The 22,470-nt window shown below is 58.6% G+C and carries 19 protein-coding genes and 1 tRNA gene; 5 read left to right on the forward strand and 15 right to left on the reverse strand.

Features of this window, described 5'->3' with window-relative positions; genetic code table 11:
- Positions 1 to 158: 158 nt before the first annotated feature.
- Both hsdR and WD429_RS04230 read right to left on the reverse strand, forming a co-directional pair.
- The gene (gene hsdR, locus WD429_RS04225; protein ID WP_368420925.1) at positions 159 to 2,594 is read right to left on the reverse strand and encodes an EcoAI/FtnUII family type I restriction enzme subunit R; all 2,436 of its coding nucleotides are present in this window, start codon (positions 2,592 to 2,594) and stop codon (positions 159 to 161) included.
- A gap of 135 nt (positions 2,595 to 2,729) precedes the next feature.
- A tRNA-Arg gene (locus WD429_RS04230) sits at positions 2,730 to 2,806 on the reverse strand.
- Positions 2,807 to 2,979: 173 nt separating this feature from the next.
- Here WD429_RS04230 and WD429_RS04235 point away from each other — a divergent pair.
- Positions 2,980 to 3,711 carry a TIGR04283 family arsenosugar biosynthesis glycosyltransferase gene (locus WD429_RS04235; protein ID WP_368420926.1) on the forward strand — a complete coding sequence of 244 codons (732 nt, stop codon included), beginning with the start codon at positions 2,980 to 2,982 and terminating at the stop codon, positions 3,709 to 3,711.
- Positions 3,695 to 4,342, forward strand: coding sequence for a TIGR04282 family arsenosugar biosynthesis glycosyltransferase (locus WD429_RS04240; RefSeq protein WP_368420927.1), 648 nt, complete (start codon positions 3,695 to 3,697; stop codon positions 4,340 to 4,342). The genes WD429_RS04235 and WD429_RS04240 overlap by 17 nt, the downstream gene beginning before the upstream one ends.
- Here the strand turns inward: WD429_RS04240 and WD429_RS04245 are convergent.
- Together WD429_RS04245 and WD429_RS04250 are read right to left on the reverse strand one after the other, a co-directional pair.
- Positions 4,266 to 7,118, reverse strand: a complete 2,853-nt coding sequence (locus WD429_RS04245; protein ID WP_368420928.1) for an insulinase family protein — start codon at positions 7,116 to 7,118, stop codon at positions 4,266 to 4,268. The genes WD429_RS04240 and WD429_RS04245 overlap by 77 nt on opposite strands.
- 20 nt (positions 7,119 to 7,138) lie before the next feature.
- Positions 7,139 to 7,438 carry a hypothetical protein gene (locus tag WD429_RS04250; RefSeq protein WP_368420929.1) on the reverse strand — a complete coding sequence of 100 codons (300 nt, stop codon included), beginning with the start codon at positions 7,436 to 7,438 and terminating at the stop codon, positions 7,139 to 7,141.
- Positions 7,439 to 7,822: 384 nt separating this feature from the next.
- Here WD429_RS04250 and WD429_RS04255 point away from each other — a divergent pair, with 384 nt between their 5' ends.
- Complete coding sequence (locus WD429_RS04255; protein WP_368420930.1) at positions 7,823 to 9,808, forward strand: SDR family oxidoreductase; 1,986 nt, start codon at positions 7,823 to 7,825, stop codon at positions 9,806 to 9,808.
- A 55-nt stretch (positions 9,809 to 9,863) separates the two neighbouring features.
- On the opposite strand, the gene rnt is transcribed toward WD429_RS04255, so the two are convergent.
- A complete protein-coding gene (rnt, locus tag WD429_RS04260; protein WP_368420931.1) occupies positions 9,864 to 10,523 on the reverse strand; it encodes a ribonuclease T in 660 nt (219 codons plus the stop codon).
- A gap of 41 nt (positions 10,524 to 10,564) precedes the next feature.
- A complete protein-coding gene (pyrC, locus tag WD429_RS04265) occupies positions 10,565 to 11,602 on the reverse strand; it encodes a dihydroorotase (protein ID WP_368420932.1) in 1,038 nt (345 codons plus the stop codon).
- 156 nt (positions 11,603 to 11,758) lie between these two features.
- Between pyrC and WD429_RS04270 the strand changes: the two genes are divergently transcribed.
- Positions 11,759 to 12,676 carry an OmpA family protein gene (locus WD429_RS04270; RefSeq protein WP_368420933.1) on the forward strand — a complete coding sequence of 306 codons (918 nt, stop codon included), beginning with the start codon at positions 11,759 to 11,761 and terminating at the stop codon, positions 12,674 to 12,676.
- Here WD429_RS04270 and WD429_RS04275 read toward each other — a convergent pair.
- The gene (locus WD429_RS04275; protein ID WP_368420934.1) at positions 12,673 to 13,599 is read right to left on the reverse strand and encodes a histone deacetylase family protein; all 927 of its coding nucleotides are present in this window, start codon (positions 13,597 to 13,599) and stop codon (positions 12,673 to 12,675) included. The two genes, WD429_RS04270 and WD429_RS04275, sit on opposite strands and share 4 nt — an antisense overlap.
- Positions 13,600 to 13,798: 199 nt before the next feature.
- On the opposite strand from WD429_RS04275, the gene WD429_RS04280 reads away from it, so the two are divergent.
- On the forward strand, positions 13,799 to 16,543 hold the full coding sequence (locus tag WD429_RS04280; RefSeq protein WP_368420935.1) for a bifunctional acetate--CoA ligase family protein/GNAT family N-acetyltransferase: 2,745 nt from the start codon (positions 13,799 to 13,801) through the stop codon (positions 16,541 to 16,543).
- 12 nt (positions 16,544 to 16,555) lie between these two features.
- On the opposite strand, the gene rdgC is transcribed toward WD429_RS04280, so the two are convergent.
- From rdgC to WD429_RS04320, 8 genes are all read right to left on the reverse strand, one after another.
- The gene (rdgC, locus tag WD429_RS04285) at positions 16,556 to 17,485 is read right to left on the reverse strand and encodes a recombination-associated protein RdgC (RefSeq protein ID WP_368420936.1); all 930 of its coding nucleotides are present in this window, start codon (positions 17,483 to 17,485) and stop codon (positions 16,556 to 16,558) included.
- Between the two features lie 98 nt (positions 17,486 to 17,583).
- On the reverse strand, positions 17,584 to 17,784 hold the full coding sequence (locus WD429_RS04290) for a DUF2788 domain-containing protein (protein WP_368420937.1): 201 nt from the start codon (positions 17,782 to 17,784) through the stop codon (positions 17,584 to 17,586).
- Positions 17,785 to 17,808: 24 nt separating this feature from the next.
- Entirely contained in the window at positions 17,809 to 18,579 is a 771-nt protein-coding gene (gene yaaA, locus WD429_RS04295; RefSeq protein ID WP_368420938.1) for a peroxide stress protein YaaA, read from the reverse strand.
- Between the two features lie 12 nt (positions 18,580 to 18,591).
- Entirely contained in the window at positions 18,592 to 18,825 is a 234-nt protein-coding gene (locus WD429_RS04300) for a glutaredoxin family protein (protein WP_368420939.1), read from the reverse strand.
- Positions 18,825 to 19,574 carry a YciK family oxidoreductase gene (locus tag WD429_RS04305; RefSeq protein ID WP_368420940.1) on the reverse strand — a complete coding sequence of 250 codons (750 nt, stop codon included), beginning with the start codon at positions 19,572 to 19,574 and terminating at the stop codon, positions 18,825 to 18,827. The genes WD429_RS04300 and WD429_RS04305 overlap by 1 nt, the downstream gene beginning before the upstream one ends.
- Positions 19,575 to 19,624: 50 nt before the next feature.
- Positions 19,625 to 20,284, reverse strand: coding sequence for an HAD-IA family hydrolase (locus WD429_RS04310; RefSeq protein ID WP_368420941.1), 660 nt, complete (start codon positions 20,282 to 20,284; stop codon positions 19,625 to 19,627).
- A gap of 17 nt (positions 20,285 to 20,301) precedes the next feature.
- A complete protein-coding gene (ubiG, locus tag WD429_RS04315) occupies positions 20,302 to 21,039 on the reverse strand; it encodes a bifunctional 2-polyprenyl-6-hydroxyphenol methylase/3-demethylubiquinol 3-O-methyltransferase UbiG (RefSeq protein WP_368420942.1) in 738 nt (245 codons plus the stop codon).
- Positions 21,040 to 21,052: 13 nt separating this feature from the next.
- The gene (locus WD429_RS04320; protein WP_368420943.1) at positions 21,053 to 22,390 is read right to left on the reverse strand and encodes a TRZ/ATZ family hydrolase; all 1,338 of its coding nucleotides are present in this window, start codon (positions 22,388 to 22,390) and stop codon (positions 21,053 to 21,055) included.
- Positions 22,391 to 22,470 lie beyond the last annotated feature (80 nt).

Consider the following 22,470-nt stretch of genomic DNA (forward strand, 5'->3'; position numbering starts at 1 on the left):
CTGGGCGTCGCCGTCTACGCCCACGTCTTTGCGCATGATGTCTTGAATGGATTTGATGGTAGTGCCGATTGCCATAATCTTGGGTGTCCTGGGCTTTAAGAGAGGGTTTTCAGCGATGAATCAGGTGATTCAGATTGAAAGTTTGAGAGTGCGCCAGTTTACGAGGTTTGCCGGTAAAGCGCGTCCTCAAGATCCTTCACGGCTTCGGTGTAGCCGGGTTTTCCGCCAAATGCCTGGAGCAACTCCATTGGGGCTCCAATTTGGCTGAAGGGCGCGAGGGTCAGCACCTTAACATCCTCGATGGTTTCGATGCCGGAGTCCGTGTATTTGTCCAGCAGGGCATCCAGAACCTGGCGGCTGGCACCTTCATATTTGCTGAAGTAGTTGTTCTTGCGTACCTGGGCCGCGCGCTCTTTTCGACTGAGAGGGGGCTGGTCGTAAACGATATGGCAGATGACGTCGAAGGGGTCGGCTTCCGCTCCCAGCTTTTTGCTGACTTCCTTGATGAGGTCTTCCCAAAAAATTCCGCTTTCGCCTAACTCGTCGATAATGGCCTGTTTGCGGTCAGTCTCGTTCCAGCGGCGCAGGAACTCATCCAGAGACGCGAATTGCTCCTTCACCTTTTTACGGGTGTAGTCCTTGAGGCTTTCGGTGATGAGCTTGCCGTCGGCACCAAGGTACTGAACGCGCTCTGCGATGACGGTTACTTCTACATCGCCGACAACGTACTTGGTTCTGCCTCCACCCTTTCTGCCCCCTTCGCCGGGGCCACCGGTATTCCAGTCAGGGTCGTCGGTTTCCCATTTCTCTCCGGGTTCAAATTCGTACCCCTCTGGTTGCTCACTGCACCCGTGTTCCGGGCCGTCAGTGTCCGTTTCATCCAGTTCATCATCGGGGTTGATAGGGTCGTCGCCTTTAGGCTGGTAGACCTTTACCGGGTCGCCATCGAATTTAGGATCGGCGAACAGTTCCGTGGCTTTCTTAAAATCTAGAATGGTGAACCAGTGCTTGTTGTAATCGTCATTGATACGCGTTCCACGGCCGATAATCTGCTTGAACTCGGTCATGGACTGGATGCGCTGGTCGAGCACGATGAGCTTGCAGGTCTGGGCATCCACGCCGGTGGTCATCAGTTTGCTGGTGGTGGCAATCACCGGATAGCGTTCTTCCGGGTTGATGAAGTTGTCTAACTCGGCTTTGCCCTCTTTCTCGTCGCCGGTAATGCGCATCACGTATTTGCGGTTTTCCTGCACCCGCTTCGGGTTCAGATTCACTAGGGCCTGGCGCATGCGTTCGGCGTGGTCGATGTCTTCGCAGAACACGATGGTCTTCTGAAACGGGTCGCTGTTCTCTAGAAACTCTGTGACTTTGGCGGCGACGACTTCCGTGCGTTTTTCCAGTACCAAAGTGCGGTCGAAGTCTTTCTGGTTGTAAATGCGGTCGTCAATCAGTTCACCGTGCTTGTCGGTCTGGCCCTTGTCCGGGCGCCAACCTTGCAGGTCTCGGTCCAGGTCCACACGGACCACTTTGTAGGGGGCGAGAAAGCCGTCTTCGATGCCTTGCTTCAGGGAGTAGGTGTAAACGGGCTCGCCGAAGTAGTCGATGTTGGAGACTTCTTTGGTTTCCTTTGGCGTCGCCGTCAGGCCCACGTGAGTGGCGGCTGAGAAGTATTCCAGGATGGATCGCCACGCTGAGTCTACGGCTGCGCTGCCACGGTGGCACTCGTCTATCACAATCAGGTCAAAGAAGTCGGGGGAGAACTGTTTGTAGATGTTCTGTTCTTCTTCGTTGCCGGTGACGGCCTGGTATAGGGAAAGATAAATCTCGTAGGACTTGTCCACTGTTCGGTTACTGACCTTCGTCATGGCCTGACCGAAGGGCTTGAAGTCGTTGTTCTTGGTCTGGTCTACGAGGATATTGCGGTCGGCCAGAAACAGGATGCGTTTCTTCTGCTTGGCTTTCCACAGCCGCCAGATAATCTGAAAGGCGGTGAAGGTTTTGCCGGTGCCTGTTGCCATGACGAGAAGAATGCGGTTCTGGCCACGTGCTATGGCTTCTACTGTGCGATTGATGGCGACCGTCTGGTAATAGCGAGGTGTGCGGCCGCTGCCATCGTCGTAGTAGGGTTGTTCCACAGTTTGGCGCGCTTCCGGCGGGCTCAAGCCTTTGTATTGGCAGTAGAGATCCCAGAGGTATTCCGGCGAAGGGAACTCCTCTAGCGTGAGGCTGGTCTCCGTGGCTCCGCTCAGACCGGTGCGATCGTGGAACAAAAAGCCGTCACCGTTGCTGCTGAATACGAAGGGGGCGTCAAGAGCATCGCTGTAAGAAAGGGCTTGCTGCATGCCAGCACCAAGGCTGTGGTTGTTGTCCTTGGCTTCAATAATGGCGATTGGCATGTTCTTCTTGTAGCTGAGAACGTAGTCTGCCCGACGGCGCTTACCCCGGGTGTGGAGGCGGCCCCGCACGATGATGCGACCGGCGGTGAAAGACACCTCTTCACGTACTTGTCTGTGAATATCCCAGCCCGCCTGTTCCAGGGCCGGGTTGATAAATTTTGTGCAGACGTCCCGCTCTGTGAGCGTTTTCTTGTCCATGCGCTCGCCGCCGTTACTTCAATTTTGCAACTTTATGAGTTGGAATGGTTTTGTGGATTCAGGGTAGCTGAAATTGTCTGGTTGCAGAAGGTTTGCCCGGCAGGGGCCGTTTTTGGATTGGTGTTGGCGTGGTAGTGGTACCCCCGGCAGGACTCGAACCTGCTACCTTCCCCTTAGGAGGGGGACGCTCTATCCAGATGAGCTACGGAGGCTGATCGTCAGAAGGGCGGTATGATAGCGGGCTCGGTGATGTGTCTCAAGGGTTGTACGGTTTTAGGAGGCGACTATGGTAGATGTTCGATTGAAGCGTGCTTACGATAAGGCGGACCGAGTGTGGCTACGAGGCAATTACCAACCTGAGTCGAAACCGGGGATACCATAGGATTTGAAGACGGCTATAGAGAACCCGTGCCAGCCACTGCAGCTGAGCTTGATTGTGCCGGTGTGGCAAGAGGCTGCGACCATAGGCACCACCCTGGCGCATCTGCAGCCGCTCAGGGACGCGGGCCATGAGGTGATCGTGGTGGACGGTGGCAGTGATGACGGCACGGTCGGGCTGGCGAAAGGTGGCTGTGACCGGGTTATTCACTCCGGCCGTGGCCGGGCCCTGCAGATGAATGCAGGCGCTCAGGTGGCCAGCGGCAATGTCCTGCTGTTTTTACACGCCGATACGCGGCTGCCGGCTTCCGCCCTGGGGGCGCTGGTGCAATTCCAGGCCAGCCGCCAGGCCTGGGGGCGGTTTGATGTGCGGCTGAGTGGCCGGCGCTCGCTGTTCCGGGTGATTGCCTGGTTCATGAATCGGCGCTCACGGTTGACGGGCATTGCCACCGGTGATCAGGCGATGTTTGTTCGCCGGTTGGTGTTTGAGGCACTGCGGGGTTTTGAGCCTGTGCCTTTGATGGAAGACGTTGAATTCTCGTCCCGCCTGAAGCTGGTGTCTCGTCCGTTCTGCATTGCTGATCCTGTGGTGACCAACAGTCGGCGCTGGGAACAGCAGGGCGCCTGGCGTACTATTCTGCTGATGTGGCGGCTGCGCTGGCGTTATTGGCGCGGCGAGTCGCCGGAATCTCTTGTGACCGCTTACCGATCGGATGTTCGTAATGGCCGAAAGTCCTAACAGCCCTGACGTTTCTGCGCTGATTATGCAATTCTCAAAATGGCCCGAGGAGGGCAGGGTGAAAACCCGGTTGATGCCTGAATTGGGCGCTCGGGGGGCGATGGAAGCCCATATCCGCCTGAGTCTTCAGGTATTGGACAATCTGCTCGCCAGCGGTTTTCCGGTACAACTCTGGTGGGACCGGGCGCTGGAACCCGTACCGGAAGCGGCGGCGCGTATTGTGTCTCAGCTCCTGGCTGCCGGCGTTATGACAGGCATCCAGCAGGGGGAAACCCTGGGGCAGCGAATGGAGGCGGCGCTGGACGAGGCGCTACAAAGCTACGATAAAGCAGTGGTGGTGGGCAGTGACTGCCCGTCGGTCGATCCGGAGTATGTGAGGCAGGCGGTGGCCGCGCTGGATACCAGTGATGTGGTGCTTGGGCCATCCAATGACGGTGGTTATGTGCTTATCGGAGCGCGCAGAACGCTGCCCGGCATGCTGAACAACGTGGACTGGGGCACGGAACGTGTCCTGCACCAGACCTGTCATCGCCTTGCCGGGCACGGGCTGTCGGTCACCCAGTTGGAGCCTCGCTGGGATGTGGACGAACCGGCTGACTGGCAGCGGTTTCTTCATCAGGCGAATCGGTGATGACCCGCAACGCACGCTGCCGCTCCAGGACGGCGCTGCGATAGATCTCCACAAGTTGCGCCCGGGTGACGCCTTTCACGGCGTCAACCATCCGTTCACGCGAGTCAAACCCGGTGGCCTCCCGGTCGATTTCACGCCAGAACCGTTCGGAGACTTCGCCGAGTTTCCGGTCCTGCTCCAGCAATTTGCTGATCACCGCCTGTTTTTCTCGCTCCAGCTCGTCGTCGCTGAGACTGCCAAGATGCTCTTCGAAGGTGTCTGAGAATTCCTCAACCGCCTGGTTTATCTCGTCCGCGGATGCCTCCGGTGACTGTACAACCAGGCCCAGGGCCGGCGTTTCCAGCATCTCGAAGGGTGTGGCATACACGATGTAGCCGAGTTGACGGTTGGTGCGGAGTTCTTCGTAGAATGGGCTGCTGATGATCTGGCCCAGTAACCGGAATGCGGCCCGCTCGGGAAAGCTGGTGTTTTCGCCCTGCAGGTAGAGGGTGTAGCCGGTGTCCGGATGGTTTACCGCCATGGGTACAATGGTTTCGCCATCGTTCAGGGATTTGACGGTGCTCCGGGGCACCTCGGTAATCTCGGCACCTTGTAGCACCACCGCGCGGATCTGCTGGGCGATGTTCAGCGCCGCCGCCTCACTCAGGTTGCCATGGGCCAGCATGACCGGGTCGGTTTGTGAAAACAGTTCTTCCGCGAACCGCTGCAGTTCGTCGAGGGTCACTTCCCTGGCGGCTTTCAGTCGCTGGTCGGCATCCCACGCGCCCTCTATCAGAGTGGTCTGGACTTTTTCTGACGTTTGCTGGACGGGGCGTTCCTTGGCTTTGTTCTGCAGGCTGTCGATCATCCGTTGGCGTGCGATATCGAACCGCTTCCGGGTCAGGTCCGGGTCGGAAACCTGACTGAGGATGCGGGTCATCAGCCGGTGCTGTTTATCGCTGTAGCCGCCGACGCGAATGGTAATGCCCCGTAGGTGGGAATAAACGCTGTAGTCGAGCCCGGCCAGTTGCGCCGGGTAGGCCCAGGCGTTCAGGTTGGTGTTGACGGCGTCCACAAGCAGCTCGGTCAGCACTTTGCCCCGGGCCGAGGCCTGGGCGAGCGGTGTTCGTACACTGACATATACATTGGCTTTTGGCGTGCCGAACTGGGTATCTCTGGCGTACCAGATCGGCAGCCCGCCTTGATCGCCCAGCAGTATGGGTTTATCCATGGTGTGGCCGTCAACCATGCCGAGATTTTCCGGCACGAACGGGTTGGGTTCCGGCAACCGTAGCTGGCCAGCCAGACCATCCACCTTGCGTGCGGACAGGTCAGATGTCTCCAGCGGTTTGAGCTCCCAGGCGGCCTGGTACCATTGTGTCAGGCTCGGGGTTTCGATCTCCGGCTGGGGGGCGACCACGGTGACCAGCAGGTTGTCCGGCGTTAGTCGCGACAGAATGTCTTTATAGTGGGCCGGCTCGTAGTCTTCCAGCATCCAGGGAGCCTGAAGTATGTCCGCTGGTTCGTAGTGGCGAAGTTGGTTGGAAAGCCGCATCACCTCATGCACGGGCTCCCTGCGTTCGCGGAAGCGAAAATCCATCTGTGCGAGGTTTTTCATTTCGGTAAAACGTTCTTTGGAGATGCCGTTGTCCCGGATTTTATCGATGTAGGTGAAGACCAGCGCGAGAATATCGCCCCGGCGCTCCAATCCTTCCGGCGTCAATGACATCGACAGTTCCAGACTGGCTTCGGTGCCGGTGTCCATGCCACTGCCTGCGGACAGGCTTTCCACCAGCCCAGCCTGTTTCAACACTTCGTACAGGCTGCCTGGCCCTTCGTGGCCCAGCAGGTTGGCAATGTAGCTGGCGGGTTTGCTGCGGTAGTTTGCCCGTTGAGACGGTATGGGGAAACTCATGGTCAGGCTGCGGATATCCTTGAGGGCGTCCACGGTGACCTTGGCGGGTAGGGTTTCCGGGCTGATCAGCGGTTCAGAATGCACTTTCGGTTCAAGGTCGCGGTCTTCTATGGCGTCAAAACGGCCGCGAACCATGCGCTCGAGTGCGTCCAGTGACTGAGGGCCGTAGACCGAAAGGCTCATCAGGTCTGATGAATAATGGTCTTCCCAGAAGTTGATCAGGTCATGCCGTAGCGGGCGCTCGTCGGTGTTTTCCAGCGTGGTGAGGTTGCCGACGGCAAACTGATGAAAGGCATGATCTGGGTTGCTGATGGCCTTTTTGACCGAGTAGACCCTGCGGCCGTCTTCTTTTTGCTTGGCGCTGAATTCGGAGTGCACGGCGCGGCGCTCCCGGTCGACCAGGTCGGGGGTGAACAGCGGCGCGGAAAACTGTTGCGCAAAGCGATCCAGGGCGTCATCAAGATGGTCAGCCTGAATGTCGAAAAAGTAGTTGGTGTCCTGAAAGGCGGTGAACGCGTTGTGACTGCCGCCGTGGCTTTTGATGAATTGCTGGTATTCGCCGGGGTCCGGGTATTGCTCGGTACCCAGAAACAGCATGTGTTCGAGAAAATGTGAAAGCCCTTCCCGGTTTGCGGGGTCGTCGCCGCTGCCTACCGCAACGTTCATGGACGCCGCCGCTTTGTCTGATCCAGGCGATGAAACCAGCAACACCCGCAAGCCGTTGTCCAGGTCGAGATACCGGTAGCTGTTTTTATCGTTGGGGCTTTTAACCGGCTCTGTGGCGGCCTGTGCGGTGCTCCCCACTAGCAGGAAAAGGAACAGGGCCAGAGAGCGAATCAACCCCTGGGACCGAATACCGGAACGGATGGTGCCTGATTGCATGCTGTCGATCACTCCAAAGATCAGTGGATCATTGCGTTTCGTGTGCTTGCGGGTTGCTGGTCCAGAGTTTTACGGGCGAGGGAGGCTGATGTCTCTGCATCCAGTTGCCCGCTGGCAATCTTTTCGAGGACGGTTCCCATCACGGTGACCGACTGGCGATAGTCCGCGAACTCAGCCTGGAACGCATCGTCGATGGCCTGGTACACCGCCTGGATTTTGTCCTCCCGGGAGCCCGAATCATCGGCGGTGTCGTTAATGGCTTTCAGGCAGGCGCGGGCGATGGCGATGTAGCGGTCAGCGTTGGCGTCGTCTTTTTTCATGAACGAATGTCCCGGGTGAAATGAATGGGTGGCATGGTAGAGAACTGAGGGCGAATTATGTCATTGCTATAGGGTGGTTTCATTTCTTTCTGGTAATAAAGCCAATTTCCGGGCAGTGGCCTAAGCTTGTGCTAGGCTCAAAATCAATGTGTCGGCGTGATCGATGGGTTCTGGATTATCGGCCCGCGTCACACGGCGAATCTAGAGTAAATGCTCTATTAAAAACAAAGACTTAAAGAGTAAATGCTCTAAAAAAGTTCGATACATGAAGGTTGCAATTAAGTACAATGCCGGCGTTTCCGAACAAGTATAAGACTTTAGTCGTACTCGGCTTCGGGCGTTAGGGACAGACAACAATTAAGCAACAGGCAAGGTGGACTACCAATGAACTACTTTCTGACGGGTGGTACCGGTTTTATCGGCCGATTTCTCGTGGAGAAACTCCTCGCACGCGGCGGCACGGTGCATGTGCTGGTGCGCGAGCAATCCCAGGATAAGCTGGAGGCGTTGAGAGAGCGCTGGGGTGCTGACGAATCACGGGTTAAAGCGGTGATTGGCGACCTGACCAGCCCCAACCTGGGCATCGACGCTAAAACCATGAAGGCCCTGAAAGGCAATATTGATCATTTTTTCCATCTGGCCGCTGTGTACGATATGGGGGCCGATGAGGCTGCCCAGCAGGCGACCAATATTGACGGCACCCGCAGTGCCGTCAACGCCGCGGAAGCGATGAGCGCCGTCTGTTTCCACCACGTATCCTCTATTGCGGCGGCCGGACTGTTCAAGGGTACCTTCCGCGAGGACATGTTCGAGGAAGCGGAAAAGTTGGACCATCCCTACCTGCTGACCAAGCACGAATCCGAAAAAGTGGTTCGGGAAAGCTGCAAGGTTCCGTTTCGCATCTACCGCCCGGGGATGGTGATTGGCCATTCCAAAACCGGTGAAATGGATAAGGTCGACGGCCCCTACTATTTCTTCAAGATGATTCAGAAAATTCGCCAGGCGTTGCCCCAGTGGGTGCCGACCATTGGTATCGAGGGTGGCCGCCTGAATGTGGTGCCGGTGGATTTCGTGGTCAATGCCATGGACCACATTGCTCATCTGGAGGGTGAAGACGGCAACTGCTTCCACCTGGTGGATTCCGATCCCTACAAAGTCGGTGAAATTCTCAATATCTTCTGTGAGGCCGGCCATGCGCCCCGTATGGGTATGCGCATTGATTCCCGCATGTTCGGGTTTGTGCCGCCGTTCATTCGCCAGAGCCTGAAGAATCTGCCGCCGGTGAAGCGCCTGACCAAAGCGCTGCTGGACGATATGGGCATCCCACCGTCGGTGCTGTCGTTTATCAATTACCCGACGCGTTTCGATGCGAGGGAAACCGAGCGCGTGCTGAAAGGTACGGATATTGCGGTGCCGCGCCTGGATAGCTATGCCACGGTGATCTGGGATTTCTGGGAGCGTAACCTGGACCCCGACCTGTTCAAGGACCGCACCCTGCGTGGCACGGTTGAGGGCAAGGTGTGTGTGATCACTGGGGGCACTTCCGGCATCGGTCTGGCAACGGCAGAGAAGCTGGCGGATGCAGGGGCCATTCTGGTGATCGGCGCGCGCAAGAAAGAGCGCCTGATGGAAGTTGCTGCCGAACTGGAAGCCCGGGGTGGCAGCGTGCACGCCTATCAGTGCGATTTTGCCGATATGGACGATTGCGACCGGTTCGTGAAAACCGTACTGGACAACCACGGCCACGTAGACGTTCTGGTCAATAACGCCGGCCGCTCCATTCGCCGCTCGCTGGCGCTGTCGTTCGACCGCTTCCACGATTTCGAGCGCACCATGCAGCTGAACTATTTTGGCTCGGTTCGCCTGATCATGGGCTTTGCCCCGACCATGCTGGAGCGCCATCGCGGCCATGTGGTGAACATTTCTTCCATTGGGGTGCTGACCAACGCACCGCGTTTCTCAGCGTATGTGGCGTCCAAGTCGGCGCTTGATGCGTTCAGCCGATGCGCGGCGGCGGAGTGGTCGGATCGTAACGTGACCTTCACCACCATCAATATGCCGCTGGTGAAGACGCCGATGATTGCGCCTACTAAAATCTACGATTCCGTGCCGACACTGTCGCCGGATGAGGCGGCGGAAATGGTGGCTGATGCCATTGTGTATCGTCCCAAGCGCATCGCTACGCGTCTGGGTATCTTCGCCCAGGTGCTTCAGGCACTGGCACCGAAGGCCGGTGAAATCATCATGAACACCGGCTACCGGATGTTCCCGGATTCGCCGTCAGCGGCGGGTAGCAAATCCGGCGAGAGGCCGAAAGTGTCGTCCGAGCAGGTGGCCTTTGCGGCGATCATGCGGGGTATTTACTGGTAAGTTTGTTCTGCAGTGATGTACAAAAAACGCCTCCCTCGGGAGGCGTTTTTTATGGTCAGTCGTTGTTAGGGTCGCTGACCAGAGGCGGCGGGAAGCCGCCCAGTTCTTTCCAACGGTTGACGATGCCACAGAACAGATCGGCGGTTTTCTCAGCGTCGTACGCGGCTGAGTGCGCTTCTTTGTTGTTGAAGGGAATGCCCGCCAGTTTGCAGGCCTGCGCCAATACGGTGTGACCGTAAGCCAGGCCCGCCAGAGTGGCGGTGTCGAAGGTGGAAAACGGGTGAAACGGGTTGCGCTTGATGTCCGAGCGCAGGGCAGCGGCGAACACAAAGTTGTGGTCGAAAGTGGCATTGTGGCCGACCAGTACCGCCCGTTTGCAGTCGTGGGCTTTGACCGACTTGCGGATCGGGGTAAAAATCTCGCTCAGCCCCTCGCGCTCCGGCACCGCCTCACGGTCGAGGCTCCAGGGATCAATGCCGGTGAAGTCGAGTGCTGACTGCTCCAGATTGGCACCCTCGAACGGGTCGATCTGCTGCACGTGGGTCTCAGTGCGACGCAGCCAGCCGTCCTCGTCGATGGTCAGTAGCACCGCAGCCACTTCCAGCAAGGCATCTTTTTCCGGATTGAAACCACCGGTTTCCACATCGACTACCACAGGCAGAAACCCGCGAAATCGACGGGCCATGGGGTGCAGTTCTCTGTTGTCGTCAGTCACTCAAACTCCTCGGGGTCGGGCCAGGGTATAGTTTACCTGATTCAGGCACTCGCCAGTTGCCAGTTCACGGTTTCGCCGGCGCGTAGCGGAACAATGGTGCCGTCGGCCAGCGGAAGCTCCGCCGGCATGGTCCATGGCTCGCGGATCAGGGTAATGGTGTCCGTGTTGCGGGGCAGGCCGTAGAAGTCCGCCCCGTGGAAGCTGGCGAACGCTTCAAGCTTGTCCAGTGCGCCAAGCTCTTCGAAAATATCGGCGTAATGGCCGATGGCACCGAACGCCGAGTAGCAACCGGCGCAGCCGCACGCGGCTTCTTTTTTGTCCCGGGCGTGGGGTGCGGAATCGGTACCCAGGAAAAAGCGCCTGTCACCGCTGACCACGGCCTCCTGCAGCGCCAACTGGTGACGGTTGCGCTTGAGGATCGGCAGGCAATACAGGTGTGGTCGGATACCACCCACCAGCATGTGGTTACGGTTGTACATCAGGTGCTGGGGGGTCAGGGTCGCGGCCAGATTGCCGCCATCATGGGCGCGGACAAACTCTGCGGAATCGGCGGTGGTGATGTGTTCCAGGACCACTTTCAGTGCAGGGAACGCCTCCAGAGTGGGTGCCAGTACCCGTTCCAGGAATACTTTTTCGCGGTCGAAGATGTCGATGTCGGCGTCGGTTACTTCGCCGTGGACCAGCAGCAGCATGCCACTCTCAGCCATGGCTTCGAGCACGGGATAGATGTTGCGGATGTCCGTTACCCCGGAGGCGGAATTGGTTGTCGCGCCCGCAGGGTACAGCTTGGCCGCCACTACGCCATCGGCTTTCGCTTCGTGGATGTCCGCTGCGGTGGTGGATTCGGTCAGATACAGCGTCATCAGTGGTTCGAATGCCAGGCCGCCGGCCGCCTTCACAATGCGCTGGCGATAGCCGCGGGCATCGGCTGCGTTAATCACCGGCGGTGCCAGGTTGGGCATGATGATGGCACGGCCAAAACAACGGGCAGTGGTGGGCACCACGTCATCAAGCACGGCACCGTCCCGTACATGCAGGTGCCAGTCGTCGGGGCGGGTGATGGTAAGCGTGTCGGTCATTCGCGGTATTCCGGGCAGTCTGGGGCCAGTCAGGCGCTGAAAAAAGGTGGCGGTATTATACCAGATGCTGTTTATGAATGTTTCTGGCCGGGGCTAAAGAAAGCTGAGGTACCGCCGTTAACCGGTCAGTAACCCAGATACTGACGGATAAATGGTATGGCCAAAAAATCAGCCTTGTCCCCGCGCGCAGCGGCCCCGTTCGGCCTGTTGCTGCTGGCTGCCAGCGGTTTCGCCCAGTCCTCCAGTTTTGGTGCCGGTATTGAAAACAGCCAGTGGTACGTGTCTGAGTCGGTTTTTGAATGCGCGCTGATCCACAACGTGCCGGGGTATGGCCGTGCTATTTTCCGCCATAAGGCAGGCGAGCAGTTGTCTTTCATTCTTGAATCCGACACCGCTTTGATGCGGCCAGGCCGGGGCAGTGTTGTGGTGGAAGCACCGCCGTGGCGGCCCGGCGCGGCTCCGCGAAAAGTGGGTACGGTGGAGGTTGGCGAAGGCCGACGGCCGGTGGCTATGGGTTCTGCGCAGGCCATGAAGATTGCCCAGGGCCTGCTGGACGGGATGATGCCGACAGTCACCCGGGAATCTTGGTACGACCGCCGCCCCGTGCGGGTTCGGGTGTCCAACATCAATTTTACCAGGCAGTTCGATAGCTATCGGCTGTGTACCGCCAGCCTGTTGCCGGTTAACTACGATCAGATCAAGCGCTCGCGCGTGCCTTTCCGCTCCGGTAGCACCAGCCTTTCGGGCGCTGACAGGGTCATGTTGGATAAAATCGTGACCTACGTGCAGGCGGATTCCACCATCGAACGTATTTTCGTGGACGGTCATACCGACCGGGCCGGCAGTCGTATTGAAAACCGCGCGCTGTCAGAGGAACGGGCAAATGCCGTGGCAGAGTACCTGGCCGATCAGGGGGTGCCTCAGGACTTGATGACAGTTCGTGCGCATGCGGACCAGTATCCAGTTTCCAACCGCCCCGCTGATAATCGCCGTACCACTATCCGGTTACAGCGAGAAGGAGAGCTACCGGACTTGCAGCAGGCCAATGGCTACAAAGCCGACTTTTCCGGTTAGCGAACGCCGCTTAGCACCTCCAGGTGGGTGTTGACGCTTTCTGCCAGCGCCCGCAGGTGGTAACCCCCCTCGAGTGTTGAGATGACCCGGTCGTTGGCATGATCACGGGCAACGCTGGCGATCATCTCTGTTAGCCAGCGGTAGTCCTCCATCTCGAGATTCAACTCCGCCATCGGGTCCAGCCGATGACCGTCAAAACCGGCTGAAATCAGCACCACCTGCGGCCGGAAATCCTGCAGTTTCTTTAGCCAACCCGCTTCCACGGCTTTGCGATAAGCCAGCGCCGAGCAGTTGGATTCGATCGGAATATTAACGATGTTCTCCGGTTGGCGATGCACATGGGAGTGTGGGTAAAACGGGTGCTGGAAACTGGAACACATCAATACGCGTTCGTCACCCCCGACGATGTCCGCTGTACCGTTGCCCTGATGGACATCAAAGTCGATGATGGCGACCCGTTCCAGGTGATGGAAATTCAATGCCCGCATCGCCGCCAGAGCGATGTTGTTGTAAAAGCAGAACCCCATGGACTTGCTGCGCTCGGCGTGGTGGCCCGGAGGGCGAGCGCACACGAAGGCATTGGTAACCTGGCTGCTGAGCACCATATCAACGGCTTCTATATTGCCACCGGCGGCCAGCCGAGCGGCGCGCAGGGTGTCCGGCATCATCGCGGTATCCGGGTCAGTGAATACGCGGCCACGGGTTGGCTGCATCAAATCCAGCTGGTGCAGGTATTTCTCCGGGTGCACCGTCAGCAACTGGTCCCGGGTGATTTCGCCCGGCCGGACCCAATCCAGTGCGTCCCCAACGCCGGTATCCGCCAGGTGACTGACGATGGCGGCGATGCGCTCCGGCGATTCCGGGTGCTCCGGCCCCATGTTGTGTTTCAGGCAGTCATCATGAGAAAAAAAAGCTGTGGTCATACAAATCCTGACTACGGTCGTTCCGCTTGCGCGGGTTCTGCGTGGGCTCTGCTTGTATTTTCATCAATGTTATCAGGGATACTACGTGGGTGCCGTGTTTCTTTGGTCTTATGGTGGCGATAGGCATTTTACATCACTGGCCAAGCGCCTAAGATAGAAACATTCCCGTCGGCGACTGAAATAAACAAGGAGCTTTCGCTTGAGCACCCGGTATCTGGAAAGCCTGTTCAATCCATCCTCTATCGTGGTGGTCGGTGCCTCGGAACGCGCGGACAACCTGGGTGGCATGGTGCTTCGTAATCTGCTGGGCGGCGGTTATCCGGGGCGGCTTCTGGTCATCAACCAGAACGATTATGACAACGTGCACGGCGTGGCCTGCGTTCGCAAAGTGTCGAGAATGGAGTTCAGCCCGGATCTGGCGATTATCTGTACGCCACCGGATACCGTGCCCAAGATGATACGCCGCCTGGGCGAAGCCGGTGTGCGCACAGCCATTGTGATGACCGGTGGCATGTCACGCTCCCACAGCAAAACCGGCCAGCCGCTGATGTACTCGGTTCGGGACGCGGCGCGGGAAACCGGCATTCGGGTGCTGGGCCCGAACACCATTGGCCTGATGGTTCCCGCCAGAAGCCTGAACGCCACATACGCCCACATGGGTGCGATTCCCGGCAAGGTGGCCTTTATTGGCCAGTCCGGCACCATTGCCAGTTCGGTGATTGACTGGGCGTTTGCACGGGGCGTGGGTTTCTCGTATTTCCTGACGCTGGGTGACGGCATGGACATCGATCATGATGACCTGATCGATTATCTGGCCCAGGATAGCCAGACCCGGGCGATTCTCCTGCACATTGAGAACGTTCCGAACCCCCGGCGCTTTATGTCTGCCGTGCGGGTGGCGTCGCGCACCAAACCTGTGATCGCCGTAAAGAGCGGCCGGGTACCTGAATCAGAATGGTTCGCCCACGAATTGCCCGCCGGGCTAAAGCGTAGTGACCCGATCTATGACGCGATGCTTCAGCGTGCCGGCGTATTGCGGGTGGACGGGCTGGGCCAGATGTTCGATGCACTGGAGACCCTGACCCGCATGCGGCCATTGCGCCGCGAAACCCTGGCGATCATGGCCAACGGGGTTGGCCCCGGGGTGCTGGCGGTGGATCGGCTGGCGGATCTGGGCGGCGAACTGGCCCCGCTGTCGGACCACACCATTGAAGCCCTGGCGGAACACCTGCCGCATTACTGGACCCGTAAAAACCCCATTGACCTTAACTACGATGCCTCGCCAGAGCTGTACGCCGAGGCCATCAAAATTCTGGCCCGTGACCCGGAGGTGGCGAACGTACTGGTGATGTACGCGCCAAGCCTGACCGAGGACAGCCTGCAGATTGCCGATTCGGTGATCCAGGCGTCCAAGGGCACGCGCTTGAATGTCTTTACCTGCTGGTTAGGGCAGAGCACGGTGATGGACGCTCGCGAGGAATTCTATAGGGCCGGCCTGCCATCCTTCTTCAGCCCTGAGAAAGCGGTGATGGCGTTCATGCAGCACGTTCGCCATCAGCGTGTTCAGCGGCTGCTGACGGAAACCCCGGAATCTTTCACGGACCATTTTGACGACCGCACCCACACCCGGCGGGTGGTGATGGGCGCGATGCGCAGTGGGCGCATGCACCTGTCAAACCGGGAGGCCAGGGATGTTATTCGCGATTACGGCATCAATACCATTGAGACCATTTACTGTGACGACGTGGAAGAGGTACTTGAGGCCTACTCAGTGGAGCGTCGCCCGGTGGATATCACACTGGTTCACGAGCATGCCTGCTATCCGTTCAGGGAGCTGAGCACGGGCCAGCGTCGATTCAAGGGAGCCATGCAGAAGCTCAACAGCGAGACGGCCATTATCGATTGTTGTCGGGTATTGATGGAAGAATACCAGCATCACTTTCCCGGGAGCGGATTTCTGGGATTTGCGGTGCAGCGCGCGTACCAGCATGTCGGTGGCATTGAATTCAGCGTTGGCATCACCCGGGACCGGTTGTTCGGGCCATTGGTGGTGTGTGGGGCCGCCGGAGCGGAGATCAGTGTGACTACGGACCGCCAGATTGCCCTGCCGCCGCTGAACATGGTGCTGGCGCGGGAGCTGCTGCGTCGCACCTACATGTACAAGCTGCTGAAAGAGAACAGCCTGAAACCCGAAGAGGACATCCGCGCGGTTTCCGAGACTCTGGTGACGCTGTCTCAGATCGTCATCGATATCCCGGAAATTCGCGGGCTGGAAATATCGCCGTTGCTGTTCAATGAAGAGGGTGCGGTTGCGGTCAATGTCGCGGTTGATCTGGATGACAAGCCGGGCCGGCCGATTATCCAGCCCTATCCGAAAGAGCTGGAGGAGTGGATGGTGCTGCCGAAATCCGGCCGCCGGGTGGTCTTGCGCGCAGTGCTGGCGGAAGATGAGCCCTCCCACCGTGCCTTCCATGAGCTTCAGTCACCGGAATCCATTCGCTATCGGTTCTTCCAGTATCGCAAGCACTTCTCCCGGGAAGACGTGGCGCAGATGGTGCAGATCGACTATGACCGGGAAATGGTGTTCATCGCCAATGCGCCCCGGGAAGATGGCGAGGGCGAGGAAACCCTGGGCACGGTGCGGGTGTGGACAGACGCCGACAATCTGCAGTGCGAATTCGCCGTCATGGTGCATGACAAGATGAAGGGTGAGGGTCTTGGCGTGGCGCTGATGCAGAAGATGATCGATTACTGCCGCGCGAAAGGCACGGTGGAAATGGTGGGCGATGTGTTGCCGGATAACCGGCCAATGCTGCAGTTGGCGGAACATCTGGGCTTTGAGATCAAGTACAACACCGAAGAAGAGGTGATGGACTTGCGCCTGGTGCTGAACGAGCCAGAGAAGGATTGGCAGCGGGAGCGCCTGCGCAAGGGCTCCCACTGACCCGGTTAACGATCAGGCGTCATCGATAATCGCGGAGCGGTCCTCGCCGCCGAGCGCATCCAGCAGGCCCGGAATCAGCCGTGCCAGTTCCAGTGTCATCAGCGCAAACGCCGCATCAAACCGTGCTGCGGCGTCGTCCGCGTCCACATCGTCCAGCTTTTCCTGCAGGGTCTCCCCGAATTTCAGCCGTTTGATGCCCAGCTCTTCGTCCAGCACGAACGAGAGATTGTCTTCCCAGGTCAGCGACAGTTTGGTGACCTGCATGCCGGCGTCGAGGTGATTGCGGATCTCGTCGGCTTTCAGGTCCAGCCCTTTGCAACGCACTACGCCGCCGTCCTCTGACGGGTCCTTCAGCTCGCACTCGGTGCCCAGTTCAATGGTGCCGGGCAGATCAATGCTTTCGTTGAGCCAGCCGGTGAAGGTAAACGCCGGTGCCTGTTCCACCGCCGGTGGTCTGACCGGAAGCGAGCCCAGGCTTTTGCGCAGGAACGACGCCAGATCTTCCGCTTGCTTGGAGGAGCCTGCATCCACCACCAATACGCCGTCTTTCGGTGACAGGTAGGCAAAGCTCCGGCGATTCTTGGAAAATGCCTGGGGCAGCATTTCCAGCATCACCTGTTCCTTCAGCTCGTCTTTTTCCTTGCGCTGGACCTTGCGGCTCTGCTCAATTTCGATGGCTTCCGCACGCTCCTCGACAATCTCCTTGACCACCGAGCCCGGCAGAATCTTGTCTTCCTTGCGCAGGGCGATCAGGTGGTAGCCATTGGTGCTGTGCACCAGCATGTCGCTGTGTTTGCCAAGCGGCGGAACCCAGCCCTGCCGCGTGGTTTCCTGCGGACCGCAGGGTTTGAATGCGTCGCCCTGCAGTTTTTCTTCCAGAGCTTCAGCGGAAATATCGAAGGGCTTGGTAAAACGGAATACGCGGGCATTGCGAAACCACATCAGGGTCGGTCCTTGTCAGAATTTCAAATCGGGGAAGGATGATACGGCCACCGGTCAGTGGCCGTAAAGTGCCGGTGCTTGCGTCACATCGCTTATCATCAGAGCTGCATGATTTCGACCAGTACGGTTTTGATGATGAAGCCGACAACGCCGGCACCCAGCACCGTGAACAGGGCAATGGTGCCAAACCGGCCAGCCTGGGATTTCTTGGCAAGATCCCAGACGATAATGCCCATCCAGACGATCAGGCCGGTCAAAAGCACCAGCATCGCCAGTTGGGAAAATACAGCTTCGTTCATGCCACACTCCGGAGGTTTTCGAGATTACTGCTCGTCTCGCAGGAAAAGCCAGTTATCGCGGTCGGACTGCTCTTCGCAGAAGTAGTAGCCGTCCAGATTGAAGCCTTTCAGGTCATCGACCTGGGTAATGCCGTTTTCGATGGCGTAACGACACATCAGCCCCCGCGCTTTTTTGGCGTAGAAACTGATCATTTTGTACTGGCCGTTCTTCCAGTCCTTGAACTGGGGGGTGATCAGGCGGCCCGACAGTTCTTTCTTGCGCACACTCTTGAAGTACTCATTGGAGGCCAGGTTCACGAGTGCGCCATCACCGGCGTCCAGCAGCCGATTCAGTTCCTTCGTAATCCGGTCACCCCAGAAGGCGTACAGGTCCTTGCCACGGGTATTTTCAAACTTTGTGCCCATCTCCAGCCGATAAGGCTGCATCAGATCCAGTGGTTTGAGAACGCCGTAAAGGCCGGACAACATGCGCAGGTGGTTCTGCGCGAATTCGAACTCTTTTTCGCTGAAACTGCCGGCATTCAGGCCGGTGTACACATCGCCCTTGAAGGCCAGGATGGCCTGGCGGGCATTGTCCGGGGTGAATGGCGTGTGCCATTGCTGAAACCGGTCGGCGTTGAGCTGCCCCAGCTTATCGCTGATGCTCATCAGGTTGCTGATCTGGTGCGGCTCCAGCGTTTTGAGCTGATCCACCAGCTCGCAGGCATCGTCCAGAAATTCTGGCTGGCTGTAGGTCGCGGTTGCCAGCGGGCTGTCGTAGTCCAGGGTTTTGGCCGGGGAGATAACCATCAACATGTCAGGGTGTCCTCATTGCATAAAAGTGAGTAACTGATCCCGGGTAAACGGCCAGTCCAGCTCGGCTCCGGTATCGTCGCGGCGCAACACCGGGATACGCGTGCCGTAACGTTCCACCAGCGCTTCGGACTGCGCAATGTCCACCACATCCACCGGAATGGGTGCCGGCATGGGGGTATTTACGAGCAGCGTTTCTGCCAGTTCACACAAGTGGCACTGGGAAGTGGTGTAAAACAGCAGCTCCATTATTTTGGCTGGGCGTCCAGTTGCTGGCCGGTGACGCCGGCACTGTCTTTACCCATCAGGTACAGATAGGCTGGCATCAGGTCCTCCGGCGTGGGGTTGTGTTGCGGGTTTTCGGCCGGATAGGCGTGAGCGCGCATGTTGGTGCGGGTCGCGCCCGGATTCAGGCTGTTCACCCGAATGTTGTGTCGTTCGTCGTCCAGCTCTTCGGCCAACAACTGGCTCAGGCCTTCCAGGGCAAACTTGGAGACCGCATAGGCACCCCAGTAAGGTTTGGCCTTACGACCCACACCGGAGGCGGTGAAAATCACTGAGGCATCGCCGGATTTTCGCAGCAACGGAATCATCACCCGGGAGAGCAGGAAAGGGGCCGTGGCGTTGACTTGCATAACCTGATTCCAGGTTTCCGGATCGTAGAGTTCCACTGGGCTGCGGCTGCCGAGAATGGCGGCGTTGTGCAGGATGCCGTCAATATGCCCAAAGTTGTCTTCGATGGTCATGGCCAGCTCTTCGTATTCCTTGACCGCTGCACCTTCAAGATTCATTGGCACAATCGCAGGCTTGGGGTGGCCCGCCGCCTCGATTTCGTCGTACAGGGATTCCAGTTTTGACACGGTCCGGCCGAGCAGTATCACGGTCGCGCCGTGGGCCGCATAGGTTTTGGCCGCAGTGCGCCCGATGCCACTGCCGGCACCCGTCACCATGATGATGCGGTCTTTCAGCAAATCAGCCGGGGCCTGGTAGTCATGCATAGCGTGTCTCCGTGTCGCGCAGTCCGGTGAGTCCAAGGTGTTGATTCGGTTTATTGTAACAGCTTTGCCAGATCCTTAACGGTGTCTGCAATCAGGTCGGCTTGCCACAGGTCAACGGTATGGGGTTCCTCAATGTAGCCGTAACGTACGGCAATGGTCTTCATGCCAGCGTTATTGCCGGCCTCGATATCGCGCTGATGATCGCCTACGTAGATACCCGTAGCGGCTGATGCGCCGATCTGTTCACAGGCCAGGTACAGGGCTTCCGGATGGGGCTTTCGATGGGTGACGTGGTCCGGGCAGATGACCGCCGAACAGCGTTCCGCAAGGCCCAGTGCAGCCACCAGAGGCTCGGCAAAACGCACCGGCTTATTGGTGACGATGCCCCAGGGGATTTTGCGAGCTTCCAGGTTCTGAAGAATACTGTCCATGCCTTCAAACAACCGGGTTTCAACAGCAACGCCCTGTTCGTACAGATCGAGAAAGGCGGAGTGTTTTGCCAGATAATCCGGGTGCTCCGGTTCCAGATCGAACCCCAGGCGGACCATCGCTCGGGCACCGTTGGATACAGACCGGCGGATGGTGGCAGGGGCGAGCGGCTGGAGGCCATGCTGGGACCGCAGCAGGTTCAGGCAGCGGATGAAATCCGGAGCGGTGTCAATCAGCGTGCCGTCCAGATCGAACAGCACGGTTGAGGGTTGCTGAGCCATTGAAGCCATTGAAACCATTAAAGCTCAGCGCCGTCGTGGTCGTCGATGGCGTACATCATGTAGTTAACGTCCACGTCGCGGCCCAGGCGATAGGCCTTGGTGATCGGGTTGTAGGTCATCCCGGTCAGGTCACGAATGTCCAACCCGGCGTGGCGAATATGGTCCGACATTTCCGAAGGACGGATAAATTTGCGCCATTCATGGGTGCCCTTGGGCAGCAGTCCCAGAACGTATTCCGCGCCGACAATGGCAAACAGGAAGGATTTGGGATTACGGTTGATGGTGGATACAAACAGGCGGCCGCCGGGCTTGAGCAACGCAGCGCAGGCTTTGATCACCGAGGCGGGGTCGGGCACGTGCTCGAGCATTTCCAGGCAGGTGACGACGTCGTACTGGCCGGCGTGATCCGCATCGCTGGCCAGCGCTTCGACGGTGATCTGGCGATAATCGACTTTGATGCCGCTTTCCAGCCCATGCAGGCGTGCCACCGACAGCGGCGCTTCGCCCATGTCGATGCCGGTCACGTGGGCACCGCGCCGTGCCATGCCCTCAGACAGCAAACCACCGCCGCAGCCGACATCAAGCACCCGCTTGCCCGCCAGGGGCGCGCGCTCGTCGATGTAGTTCAGGCGTAACGGGTTGATGTCGTGCAGTGGCCGGAATTCACTGGTTGGGTCCCACCAGCGGCTGGCCAGCGCCTCGAACTTGGCGATTTCGTTTTGATCCACGTTTTGATCTGAATGGTGGTTGCTCATAGAATTTCTGCTCTCAGGCTCTGTGTTTGCCGATGCGCTCTGCCCAGGACTGAACCCGGAGCATCAGGTCTGGCACGTCAATTCTCGTTAATCGGCCATCCTGTATCTGAGGTACGCCGTTGATCCAGCTATGACTTACCTGCCGCCCATGGTTGCTGTAGACAAGATGCGAGGCTGGATCATACACCGGTTGCAGGAAAGGATCGCTGAGATCCACCGCGATGAGGTCCGCCAGCTTGCCGGCTTCCAGGGTGCCCAGCTCGTGATCGCGCCCGAGCGCCCGGGCTCCGTTCAGTGTTGCCATGGTAATGGCCTGATGGGCACTCAGGGCGGCGGCGTCTCCGGCGACGACCTTGGCCATCATGGCCGCCGTGCTCAGTTCGCCGAACAGGTCCAGGTCGTTGTTGCTGGCGGCACCGTCAGTGCCAATGGCCACGTTAATGCCGGCGTCGGTCAATTGTTGAACCGGGCACAGACCGCTGGCGAGTTTGAGGTTGGACTCGGGGCAGTGAATGACGTGAGCACCGGATTCGCGCAGCAGGTCTATGTCGGAGCCATCGATCTGCGTCATGTGGACACACTGGGTGTTTGCGCCAAGTGCCCCGAGCCCGGCGAGCCGCGCGGTTGGCCGCTGGCCGGACTTCTCCAGCGCCTCGGCGACTTCGAACGCGGTTTCATGCAGGTGGATCTGAAGACGTGCACCCGTATCGGCAGACAGGGCGACCGCCCGTTCCATGGGGCCGTCAGAAACCGTGTAAGGGGCGTGGGGACCGATGGCCGGCATGATGTAGTCGTTGCCTTGCCACGCGCGGATAAAGCTTTCTCCCTTATGGAGGTACTCATCCGGGCCGGAGCCCCACGGGGTTGGGAAATCCAGCAGAGGGAAGCAGATCTGGGCGCGCATGCCAGCGTCGTGGGCCACCTGCGCCGCGATTTCCGGAAAGAAATACATATCCGAGAAGGTCGTGGTGCCGGTACGTAACATTTCAGCCATGGCCAGTTGGGTGCCATCGGCGATAAAGGATTCGCTGATAAAGGCACCTTCCGCCGGCCAGATGTGGTCGTTGAGCCAGGTCATCAGTGGCAGGTCGTCCGCCAGTCCCCGAAACAGCGACATCGCAGCGTGGCCATGCATATTGATCAGCCCCGGCAGCACTACGTGGTGATTCAGATCAATGGTTTCACGGGTACGGAATCGACTGTCCGCTTCGGGCTGGGGCACCACCGCTGCAATGCGGTCTCCCTGAAGGATGACCGCGTGGTGATGCAGCACGGTATTTTCGGGTGTTACCGGAATAAGCCAGCGGGCGTTGATCCGGATATCCGCTGCCGTGATGGTGTCTGCCGTCATTGACCCTGCCTTTGGGTGAGAATGGGGCGGCTGTCGCGATAACAGCACCCGAAGAATGTAGCTTGAAAGTATAACCACCC

Source organism: Marinobacter sp. (genome assembly GCF_040904845.1).
Lineage (GTDB): Bacteria > Pseudomonadota > Gammaproteobacteria > Pseudomonadales > Oleiphilaceae > Marinobacter.